The sequence below is a fragment of the Geodermatophilus pulveris genome (assembly GCF_900188375.1).
GTDB classification, from domain to species: domain Bacteria; phylum Actinomycetota; class Actinomycetes; order Mycobacteriales; family Geodermatophilaceae; genus Geodermatophilus; species Geodermatophilus pulveris.
The window spans coordinates 57,794-68,122 of the sequence record NZ_FZOO01000005.1 but is presented as its reverse complement, the minus strand read 5'-3'; the positions used below and the strand labels follow the sequence as shown (position 1 = coordinate 68,122).

Genomic DNA, 10,329 nt, shown 5'->3' with positions numbered 1-10,329 from the left:
CGGAGTCCCCGGCCCGAGGGCCGGACGGGGTGTTCGAGCGGTGGATGCCCACGCGACGCCGTCCCGGCCGCAGCACGCCGCCGCCGTGGTCGACGGGGGACCGGGGCTGCTCGCCGTGGCGCTGCCGTTCCTCGACGCCGGGCTGCGGGCCGGCGACACCGTCGCGCTGGCCTGCCCGCCGGACGTCGTGGCGCTGCTGGCCGGCGAGCTGGGCGAGCGCGCCGGGCAGGTCCGTCTCGAGCCCCGGCTCACCCTGCTGGGCGCCCGCGCCCCGGACGCGCTGGCGCACGCCCAGCGGCTCGTCCGCGACGTGCCCCGCGGCGCCCGGCTGCACGTCCTCTCGCTGGTCGACTTCGGGTCCGGCCCCGCGGAGTGGCGGGAGGGGCTGCGCTTCGAGTCGGTGGCCAACCGGCTCATGGCCGGCAGCCCGGTGCGGTCCCTGTGCGTCTACGACCGCGGCCGGCTGCCGGCCGCCGTGGTCGACAGCGCCGCGGTCACGCACCCGGAACTGGTGGACGACGGCGCCTGGACCCCCAGCGCCGCCTACCGCGACCCGGCCGACTACCTGCGCCACCTGCCCTGGGTGCGCGATCCGCTCGAGGACACCCCGCCGGTGCTCGCCGTCGACGACGTCCCGAGGCTGGGCACCCTGCGCCACCGGGTCGGCCGGGCCCTCGCCGACCTGGTGCCCGACCCCGACCAGCGGCAGGACCTGCACCTGGCCGCCGCCGAGGTCGCCGCCAACGCCTTCCGGCACGGCGTCCGGCCGGTGTCGGTGCGGATCTGGACCGACGGCGACCGGTTGACCTGCGCCATCACCGACTCCGGGCACTCCTTCTCCGACCCGATGGCCGGCTTCTCCCCGGCCCACGGCAGCGACCTGGGCCGCGGCGGGATGGGGCTGTGGCTGGCCCGCAAGCTGTGGGACTCCGTCGACCTGCTGCCCGGCCCCGCCGGCCTCACCGTCCGGCTCGGCACCCGCCTGCACCCGGCTTGACGCCGCCGATCCCTCACTGTTGAGGTACCGGCGTGGGGGACGCCGTCGACCGGATCCTGACCCAGTGGGCCCGGGAGCGGCCCGACCTGGACTGCCGGCCGATGGGCGTCGTCGGGCGCATCTCCCAGCTGCAGCGGGAGGTCCTCCTCGCCCAGCGCGCCACCTTCGCCCGGCACGGCCTGGACGTCCCCTCCTTCGACGTGCTGGCCGCGCTGCGCCGGGCCGGCGAGCCCTACCAGCTGACCCCCACCGCGCTCATGCGCACCGCGCTGGTCACCTCCGGCGCGATCACCCAGCGGCTGGACCGGCTGGAGCAGCGCGGGCTGATCACCCGCGGGCGCAGCGAGGAGGACGGGCGCGCCGTCGTCGTCACGCTGACCGCGGCCGGCCTGGCGGCCCTCGACGACACCCTGCCCGACCACCTGGAGACCGAGCGGCGGCTGCTGGCCGGCCTGTCCGACGACGACCAGGAGGCCCTGGCCGGCCTGCTGCGCCGCCTGCTCATCAACCTCGGCCGGGTGCCGTGAGCATGGAGCTCGGGACGCGACACCCCGCCGGTGCGCGGCGCGTCGCTTCCCGGACCCCATGATCGCGCGGGTCAGACCGCGGGGACGTCGAACGGGGTCAGGTCGCCGCGGACGCGGACGAAGCGCAGCGGGTGGCGGAAGACGCCGGCCTGCAGCGCGGCGTCCGCGCTGACCTCCACGACGACGTCCGGGCGCACCCGGGTGAGCGCCACCGACAGCCGGCCCCCGCCGAACGCGCCGGTGCCGATCCGCTCCGGCCACGGGTGGTCCGGCCCGGCCGGGGTCAGGACGGCGGCCAGCTCGGCGGACTGCGCGGGCGACAGCGGGCTGGTCCGGCCGACGACGACCAGCTCCCCGTCGCGGTACCGGCCGGCGACCAGCTGCCCCGGCCGCTCCAGCGACCCGATGACGCCGCCGGCGAGCACCTCGGTGCTCTCCCAGGACTTCACCTTGAGCCACTCGCGGCGGCCGGGGGCGTAGCGGGTGCCCGCGCCCTTGGCGACCAGCCCCTCCACCCCGGCCGCGCGGAAGTCGGCCGACCACTGCCGGGCCTCGGCCGGGTCGGCGGTGACCGGGGAGAGCTGCATCGGCGGAGCCCACCGGGCGGCCAGCTCCTCGAGCGCGGCCCGCCGCTCGCGCAGCCGGCGGGCGCGCAGGTCCGCACCGCCCAGCGCCAGCAGGTCGAAGGCGACGTAGGAAGCCGGCGCGGCGGCCGCCAGCGCGCCGACCCGGCCGGCGGCGGCGACCATCCGCTGCTGCAGCAGGCCGAAGTCCAGCCGGGTGCCGTTCCACACCACGACCTCGCCGTCGAGCACCGTGCCGGCCGGCACCTGCGCGACGGCCGCGGCGACGACGTCCGGGAAGCGGGCGGACAGGTCGCGGCCCTGCCGGGACCACACCCGCGTGCCGCCGCCGCTGCGCACGACGACCAGGCGGTAGCCGTCCCACTTGGGCTCGTACAGGACGCCGCCGGGCAGCGCGTCGGCCCGCGGCAGGTCGCGCACCGGCCGGGCCAGCTCGACGGCGACCGGCCCGGCCAGCTCGGGTGGCACGTCGGGCAACCCGGGCACGGACAGCGGCACGGCGGCCAGCCTGGGGCCTCCGGTCCCCGCGCGGGCGGCTCAGCGCCCTCCCGTCACCCCTTCGGGGCCGTCGCCAGGACCGCCCGGACGGCGTCGGCGACCGCGTCCGGCCGGTCCTGCGGCACGGAGGTGAGGGCGTCGTCGAGCCAGGTGACCGACGTGCCCAGGAGCCGGGCCAGCCGCTCGGCGTCCCGCGGCGGGAAGACGCGGTCGCGCCGTCCCCACACCACCGCGGCCCGGCCGGCCAGCGCCGGCAGCGCCCCGGCGGCGGCCACCAGCGGCCCGGGGCGGACGGTGCGCAGGAACGCGGTCAGGTCGGCACGGACGGCGGCGTCGGTGCGGGCCGGGCGCAGCCAGTCCTCGACCAGCGCCCGGTCGAAGCCGCGGGCGGTGAACAGGTTGAGCCGGCCGGGGGTGCCGAACAGCGCGGGGACGCCGAGTGCCCGGACCAGCAGGGAGGTGGTGCCGGGGAGCGCCGCCAGCGCCGGCAGGAGCCGCAGCAGCGGCGGGAGGGAGTGCTCGAACGCGTCGCACCCGGCCAGCACCAGGCCGGCCACCCGACCCGGGGCGGCCGCGGACGGCCAGCACGGCCGGCCCCTCGCCGACGGCCCGCACCGGCACCGGACCCACCCGGGTGGGGACCTCCACTGCAGTGGTCATCTCCGCCTCCTCGCCTGTAGCAGTCGCTACACACATCGGACTGTGGCGTCCGCTACATGGCGGAGGGGAGGGGTCGCCCCGAGCAGCGCGCGGCGTTCCTGTCGGGGGCGGTGGAGCACGTGCTGCGGCACGGGGTCGCGACCCTCTCGCTGCGCCCGCTGGCCGCGGCGCTCGGCACCAGCGACCGCATGCTGCTGTCCTACTTCGGCTCCCGGGAGCAGCTGCTGGCCGCCGTCCTCGGCGTGGTCGGGGAGCAGCTGCAGGCCCGTTTCGCCGCGGGCCTGCCCGCGCACCCGGTGTCCCCGGCGGCACTGGTCCGCGAGCTCGCGACGGCCCTGCGGGACCCCGCCGCCGAGGCCCCGCTGCGGCTCTACGTCGAGGTGGGTGGCCTGGCGGCCCGCGGCCACGAGCCGCACCGGGCGGTCGCGGCGGCGGTGGCCGGCGGCTGGCTGTCCTGGCTCGGGTCGCGGCTGGACGTGCCGGACGCCGAGCGGGCGGACGCCGCCGCCGGCGTCCTGGCGGTCGTGGACGGGCTGCTGCTGGTCCGCTTCCTCGCCCCGGGGCCGGCGGCCGACCGCGCGGCCGGGTGGCTGGCCGGCCGGCTGGGGTATCCAGGAGGGTGATGACCGAGCGCAAGCCCCCCGGCATGGCCTTCGAGACCTGGATCGACCACCAGATCACCCAGGCGCAGGCGCGCGGCGCCTTCGACGGGTTGGAGGGCAGCGGCCGGCCGCTGCCGCAGCGGGTCCGGGAGCAGACCAGCTACGAGTGGGCGCTGGAGTGGGCGCGCCGCCAGGAGGCCGACCCGCGCGACCTGCTGCCGCCGGGCATGGCCCTGCGCCGGGAGCGGGAGGACCTCGCGCTGCGGGTGCCGGCGCTGCCCAGCGAGGCGGCGGTGCGGGCCACCGTCGCGGAGTTCAACGCCCGCGTCGAGCAGCACTGGCGCCGTCCCCAGGACGGGCCGGACGCCGTCCCGGGCCTGGCCGACGAGGACGCCCTCGTGCGGCTCTGGCAGGCCACCCGCCCGCCGCCGCAGCCGCCGGAGCCGCTGACGGTGCCGTCGCCGGCCCGGCGGCGACGGTGGCGGCTCCGGTGGCGACGGTCACCCTGACCGGCACCCGGTCAGGGACGGCGCAGGCCGACAGCCTGCAGGGCGGCGGAGGCGGCGACGAGGACGGCCTGGAGCACCAGCCAGCCGGCTCCCCGCCGACGAGGCCACCGCCCGGTGGCCGGCCGCGTCCCTCCGTTCCGCCGGCAGCGAACCCGCGCCGCCGGCCGGGTAGGCGGTACCGGCACGGGTAGGGACCGGGTCCGCGACGCTGAGGAGGTCACCATGACCGAGGTACCGGGCACCGACCGCGACCAGGCCGGCGAGAACGTGCTGCAGGAGACGCCGCTGGCCCCCGAGGACGTCGCCGCCGCCGACGACGAGGCCGGCACCGACGAGGACGGGCAGACCGGTGACGGCGCCAAGCCGCAGGCCGGCAGCACCGAGCTCGGCACCTGACCGTCCCGACCCCCGCAGCAGACCCCTGGAGGAGACCCATGACGCAGAGCCCGGGCCCGACCGACGGCGACGTCCCCAGCGACGCCATGTCCCGGGACGTGCCCCCCGCCGTCGTCCCGGGCGGGGACGACGACGACCGGGGGAACGTCCCGGAGGAGGTCTACGAGGACGGGCTGGAGAGCGGGGCCGACGAGCCCTCGTAGCGGTCGAACTCGTTGGCCGTCGCCCCGCCGGACAGGGTCGCGTACCCCGGGCCGCGGTCGAAGAACGGCTCGTCGCCGGTGCGGGCGGCCCGCCGGCCGGCGCGGAGGGCCCCGGTGGCGGCCTCGTCGGCCGTGCCGTCGTCCCGGAGCACGACGCCGTAGTCCTCCCGGGCGCCGCGCACCGACACCTTGCGCCAGGCGACGTCGCGCAGCACGTCGTCGACCGGCCGGTCCAGCGGGTCGCCCCAGCCCCCGCCGCCGGTCGTCCGGATGCGGACCACCGTCCCCGCGGGCAGCGGCTCGGCGTCGGCCAGGGCGTCGACGTCGTGCTCGCCGGGGCCGCCGGGGTCCACGGTGACCCGGAACGGCCGCCCGGCCCGGCCGCCGTTGACCCCCCAGCAGGACAGGATCGACCGGTCGGCGATCGACATGAAGCGCGCGTCGCGCAGCACCCGGATGTGCTTCTCGTAGCCGCAGCCGCCGCGGTACCGCCCCGGGCCGCCGGAGTCCACGGCCAGGCCGAGCCGCTCCACCCGCAGCGGAAACCGGGACTCGGTGGACTCCGTCGGCAGGTTCCGCGAGTCCGGGACGACGTGGATGGTGTCCTCCCCGTCGGCGTACCACCGCCCGCCCGAGCCGCCACCGAGCACCTCGCGCATGAGGTACGGCTGCCCGTCGTCGTCCAATCCGTACACGCCGGTGTAGCGGATGGTCTCCTGGTCGGCGGGCATGCGGCCGCCGGTGGCCTTGGCCAGCACCCCGGCCAGCACGCCGAGCAGCCGCAGGATGACGAAGGTGCGGGCGTTGGTGGGCGCCGGGAAGACCGGGGTGAGCAGCGTGCCCTTCTCCGGGAAGCGCATCTCGATCAGCGGGACGACACCCTCGTTGACGTCCAGCTGCGCCATCCGCTCCGGCGTCTCGGCCAGGTTGCGCAGGATCGGGGCCAGCCACTTCTTGAGGAAGTTGCCGTCGGCGTAGTCCCCGCAGTGGTTGATCGGGCCCCGGGCCTGCGGGCCGGTGCCGGTGAAGTCGACGACCAGCGGGACCTCGTGGTCCGAGCGCATGGTCAGCGTGATCCGCTGGCGGTGCAGCCGCGGCGGGTCGACGCCGTCGTGCTCGGCGTAGTCCTCCCACACGTAGGTGCCGTCGGGGATCCGGGACAGCAGCTCCCGCCGGAACACCTCGGTGGAGGCAGCCAGGATCGCGTCGAAGCAGGCCTCGACGGCGGCCACCCCGTAGCGGTCGAACAGCTCGCCGAGCCGCCGCGCCCCGGCCAGGCAGGCCGAGCACTCCGCGTCGAGGTCGGCGGCCAGCGAGTCCGGCATCCGGGAGTTGCGGGTCATGATGGCCAGCGCCGCCTCGTTGCGGACGCCGCGGTCCCACAGCTTGATCGGCGGGACCATCAGCCCCTCCTCGTACACGCTGGTCGCCGCCGACGGCATCGACCCGGGCACCGAGCCGCCGATGTCGTCGTGGTGGCCGAACGCCTGCACGAAGGCGACGACCGTGGGCGCGCCGTCGACGTCGGCGAACACCGGCACCGTCACGCACAGGTCGGGCAGGTGCCCGATGCCGCCCTCGGAGAGGTAGACGTCGTTGTGGAAGTAGACGTCGCCGGGGTGCATGCCCGCGACCGGGTGGTCGCGGACCACCGGGTGCACCAGCGCCGAGTAGGAGCGGCCGGTGAGCTTGCGCAGCCGGCGGTCGTGGATGCCGGCGCGGAAGTCGTGCGCGTCGCGGATCATCGGCGACCGCGACGTCCGCCCGATGGAGGTCTCCACCTCCCGCTCGATGGCGGCCAGCGTGCCCGCGACGATCTCCACCAGCACCGGGTCGACGGCGGTCATCGGGCGTCCCTCTCGATCAGCAGGTTGCCGAGGCGGTCCACGGAGGCCCGGAAGCCGGGGTGCACCGGCACGGTGGAGCCGAACTCCTCCACCACCGCCGGCCCGCGGACGACGTCGCCGCGGGCCAGCCGCGCCCGGTCGTGGGTCGGGGTGTCGGCCCACCCGTCGTCGAAGCAGACCGGCCGGGTGCCCGTGACGGCCCGGTCCGTTCCCGGCCCCGAGGCGGCCGGCAGCTCCACCAGCGCCGGACGGCGGATCGGCCCGATGCCGCTCACCCGGAGGTTCACCCACTCGACGGCCTGCCGCGGGTCCCCGGCGAGGTCGTAGCCGTAGAGCTGCCGGTGCGCGGCGTGGAACGCGGCCGCCACGTCGTCGGCGACGGCGCCGGTGACCTCCCCGGCGGCCACCGGCACCCGCACCTCGAAGGCCTGGCCGGCGTAGCGCAGGTCCGCGCTGCGCTGCAGCCGCTGCTCGCCGCGGCCGAAGCCCTCGCCGTCCAGCGCCCGCCGCGCCTCGGCCTCCAGCCCGGCGTAGAGCGCCCGCACCCGGTCGGGGTCGAGGTCGTCGTGCCGGCTGATCGCGGTCTGCACGTGGTCGTTGCGGACGTCGACGGTGAGCAGGCCGAACGCGCTGAGGTTGCCGGGGTCGCGCGGGACGAGCGTGCGCGGGATGCCGAGGACGTCCATCAGCCGGCAGGCCAGCAGCGACCCGGAGCCGCCGAAGGTGGTGAGCGTGAAGTCGCGGACGTCGAGGCCGCGGGCGACGGTCACCTGGCGCAGCGCGTTGGCTTGGTTCCACGCGGAGACCTCCAGGACGCCGAGCGCCGTCCGCTCCAGTGACAGGCCCAGCCGCTCGCCCAGCGCGGCCAGCCCGGCCCGCGCGGCGTCGGCCGACAGCGGGATCTCCCCGCCCAGCAGGTGCGGCGGGATGCGGCCGAGGACGAGGTGCGCGTCGGTGACCGTCGGCTCCTCGCCGCCCGAGGGGTAGCACAGCGGCCCGGGGTCGGCGCCGGCCGAGCGCGGGCCCACCTTGAGCGTGCCCTCCGGCGACAGCCAGGCGATCGAGCCGCCGCCGGCGCCGACGGTGACGACGTCGATCATCGGGATCTTCGAGGGGAAGGCGCCGACCGAGCCCTCGGTGGTCAGCGCCGGCTCGCCGTCGACGACGACGGTGACGTCGGTGGAGGTGCCGCCGCCGTCGCAGGTGAGCACCCGGTCGAACCCGGCCGCCCCGGCGACCAGGGCCGCGCCGAGCGCGCCGGCGGCCGGGCCGGACAGCACGGTGGTGATCGGCTGGTGCACCACCTCCTCGGCCGACAGCACGCCGCCGTTGCTCTTCATCACCGAGAACGGCACGCCCGGCGCGACGCCGTCGAGGCGCTCGCGGATCGCGCTCACGTAGGCGGCCACCCGCGGCTTGACCGCGGCGTCGACCAGGGTGGTCACCGACCGCTCGTACTCGCGGTACTCCCGCAGCACCTGTGAGCTGATGCTCACCACGGCGTCCGGGTGCTCCTCGCGCAGGACCTCCAGGACGCGGCGCTCGTGGGCGTCGTCGGCGTAGGAGTGCAGCAGGCAGACGCCGACCGTGGTGACCCCCGCCTCGCGCAGGGAGCGGGCGGCGGCGCGGGCGTCGTCCTCGTCCAGCGGGCGGACCTCGTGCCCGCGGTGGTCCAGCCGGCCGCGCACGGTGCGCACCAGGTCGGCGGGGACGATCCGCGGCGGCTTGACCCAGAACCAGCTGTTGCCGTAGCCGTCGGGCACCGACTGCCGGGCGATCTCCAGCACCGACTCGTAGCCCTCGGTGGTGATGAACCCGATCCGGTCCAGCCGGCCCTCGAGCAGCTGGTTGGTGGCCACCGTCGTCCCGTGGCTCACCGCGGTGACCGCCGTGCCGTCCAGCCCGAGCAGGTCGAGCACCTTGCGGACGCCGGCGAGGAACCCCGCCGCCGGGTCGGCCGGGGTGGACGGCGTCTTGGTGGTCGTCGTCGCGCCCGTCGCCTCGTCCACCGCCACCACGTCGGTGAACGTCCCGCCGGTGTCGACGCCGATGCGGATCCGGCGGGGCTCCATGCGCGGACACCCTAGGGTCGAGGGAACCGGGGCAGGAGGCCAGGCCCCGGCGGGCTGTGCCGCGCTCCCCCGACGGCACCGCTCGGCAGCTCGACGCCGGGGACGTCGGAGATCAGCCAGGGGTCGAGCGGCTCGTCCTGGCGGACCACGCGGACCGCCCCCGTTGCGCTCCAGCACCACGCAGCGCCCCTCGGTGGGATCGCGGATCCCGGCGAGCCGCCGCCTCCGGGCCGCGGTCGGGGCGGTGCCGTCCCCGGCGCCGTCGGGATCCTCCTGTTCGCAGTGACCGGGGTCCTGGCCGCTGCCGCCGACCCCCGTGGGGCGGTGCTGCTGACGGCCCTCGTCGCGCCGGCCGGCGCCGCCGTGGGCGTCGCCGTCCTCCGGTGGCTGCTCCGGCTGGCCAGGGCAGCCCGCCGGCCGCCGGACACCTCGGCGGACGGCGGGGCAACCCGCCCCCTTCACGCTGACCCATGACGAACTCATGGAGCTGCCGCAGGTCGAGGCGGACATCACGCTGGTGTGCGTCTCCAACGAGGTGGGCGGCGACCTGGTGGGCAACGCCCGCTGGCAGGGCGGTGTCGCTGCGGGCGCTGCTGGAGCGGGCCGGTGTGCAGGAGGGTGCGACCCGGCTCGTCGGCCGCTCCGTCGACGGCCTCACCGCCGGGTTCCCCACGATCACCGCGCTCGACCTCGGGGAGGCGATGGTCGCGGTGGGGATGAACGGGGAGCCGCTGCCGGCCGAGCACGGCTACCCTGCCCGGCTGGTCGTGCCCGGGCTGTACGGCTACGTCTCGGCCACCACGTGGCTCGCGGCCATCGAGCTCACGACCTGGGACGTCGACGGGTACCGGATCCCGCGCGGCTGGGGCGAGGAGGGGCCGGTCAGGACGCAGTCCCGGATCGACGTCCCGGCCGCGGGCGCGACCGACCCGCCGCGGCGGACGCCGATCGCCGGGGCGGCCTGGGCGCCCACCCGCGGCATCGAGCGGGTCGAGGTGCGCGTCGATGACGGGCCGTGGCAGGAGGCCGAGCTGGCCGCGCCCCACGACGTCGACGTCTGGCGCCAGTGGGTGCTGCCCTGGGACGCCACGCCGGGCGTCCACCGGATCGCGGCACGGGCGACCGACGGCGCGGGAGAGGTGCAGACCGGCCGGCGGACGCCGGTCGCTCCGGACGGCGCCTCCGGCCACCCGGTGATCGAGGTGCTCGTCGAGGGCGGGTGGGACCGGGCCACCGTCCCGGTCGGCGACGTCGCCCGGCGAGCTCGATCGTCCCGGGCGATACTCGTGGACCGGGCAGGTCGACGCCGCCTCGGCGCCCCCTGAGCCCCCGCCGGACGGCTCCCAGCGGCCCCCGGGCGGTCCCCTGCCCGGCCGGTGGGCGTCGGACCGGCAGCCCGTCCCCGCCGGCAGCCCGTCGGCCCGATCCCCCAGG

At 77.2% G+C, this 10,329-nt stretch carries 11 protein-coding genes; 7 read left to right on the top strand and 4 right to left on the bottom strand.

What is annotated here, in order from left to right:
• Positions 1-40 precede the first annotated feature (40 nt).
• Positions 41-997 carry a sensor histidine kinase gene (locus tag CHB98_RS11750; protein WP_179224441.1) on the top strand — a complete coding sequence of 319 codons (957 nt, stop codon included), beginning with the start codon at positions 41-43 and terminating at the stop codon, positions 995-997.
• 32 nt (positions 998-1,029) lie between these two features.
• Positions 1,030-1,524 (top strand): MarR family winged helix-turn-helix transcriptional regulator, encoded by a 495-nt coding sequence (locus CHB98_RS11745; protein ID WP_089305796.1) that lies wholly within the window; start codon positions 1,030-1,032, stop codon positions 1,522-1,524.
• A gap of 71 nt (positions 1,525-1,595) precedes the next feature.
• On the opposite strand, the gene CHB98_RS11740 is transcribed toward CHB98_RS11745, so the two are convergent.
• Both CHB98_RS11740 and CHB98_RS11735 read right to left on the bottom strand, forming a co-directional pair.
• Positions 1,596-2,606, bottom strand: coding sequence for an ATP-dependent DNA ligase (locus tag CHB98_RS11740; protein WP_089305795.1), 1,011 nt, complete (start codon positions 2,604-2,606; stop codon positions 1,596-1,598).
• A 53-nt stretch (positions 2,607-2,659) separates the two neighbouring features.
• Complete coding sequence (locus tag CHB98_RS11735) at positions 2,660-3,163, bottom strand: alpha/beta fold hydrolase (protein WP_089305794.1); 504 nt, start codon at positions 3,161-3,163, stop codon at positions 2,660-2,662.
• A 159-nt stretch (positions 3,164-3,322) separates the two neighbouring features.
• On the opposite strand from CHB98_RS11735, the gene CHB98_RS21645 reads away from it, so the two are divergent.
• The 4 genes from CHB98_RS21645 to CHB98_RS21635 all read left to right on the top strand — a co-directional run bounded on the left by CHB98_RS21645 (position 3,323) and on the right by CHB98_RS21635 (position 4,976).
• The gene (locus CHB98_RS21645; RefSeq protein ID WP_089305793.1) at positions 3,323-3,889 is read left to right on the top strand and encodes a TetR/AcrR family transcriptional regulator; all 567 of its coding nucleotides are present in this window, start codon (positions 3,323-3,325) and stop codon (positions 3,887-3,889) included.
• A complete protein-coding gene (locus CHB98_RS11725; protein WP_089305792.1) occupies positions 3,889-4,377 on the top strand; it encodes a DnaJ family domain-containing protein in 489 nt (162 codons plus the stop codon). The genes CHB98_RS21645 and CHB98_RS11725 overlap by 1 nt, the downstream gene beginning before the upstream one ends.
• A gap of 222 nt (positions 4,378-4,599) precedes the next feature.
• Positions 4,600-4,773 carry a hypothetical protein gene (locus tag CHB98_RS21640; RefSeq protein ID WP_179224439.1) on the top strand — a complete coding sequence of 58 codons (174 nt, stop codon included), beginning with the start codon at positions 4,600-4,602 and terminating at the stop codon, positions 4,771-4,773.
• 38 nt (positions 4,774-4,811) lie between these two features.
• On the top strand, positions 4,812-4,976 hold the full coding sequence (locus CHB98_RS21635; RefSeq protein WP_179224437.1) for a hypothetical protein: 165 nt from the start codon (positions 4,812-4,814) through the stop codon (positions 4,974-4,976).
• Here CHB98_RS21635 and CHB98_RS11720 read toward each other — a convergent pair.
• Positions 4,934-6,823 (bottom strand): hydantoinase B/oxoprolinase family protein, encoded by a 1,890-nt coding sequence (locus CHB98_RS11720; protein WP_089305791.1) that lies wholly within the window; start codon positions 6,821-6,823, stop codon positions 4,934-4,936. The genes CHB98_RS21635 and CHB98_RS11720 overlap by 43 nt on opposite strands.
• Positions 6,820-8,895, bottom strand: coding sequence for a hydantoinase/oxoprolinase family protein (locus CHB98_RS11715; RefSeq protein WP_089305790.1), 2,076 nt, complete (start codon positions 8,893-8,895; stop codon positions 6,820-6,822). The genes CHB98_RS11720 and CHB98_RS11715 overlap by 4 nt, the downstream gene beginning before the upstream one ends.
• Positions 8,896-9,365: 470 nt before the next feature.
• Here CHB98_RS11715 and CHB98_RS11705 point away from each other — a divergent pair, with 470 nt between their 5' ends.
• Positions 9,366-10,220 carry a molybdopterin-dependent oxidoreductase gene (locus tag CHB98_RS11705; protein WP_218822341.1) on the top strand — a complete coding sequence of 285 codons (855 nt, stop codon included), beginning with the start codon at positions 9,366-9,368 and terminating at the stop codon, positions 10,218-10,220.
• Positions 10,221-10,329 lie beyond the last annotated feature (109 nt).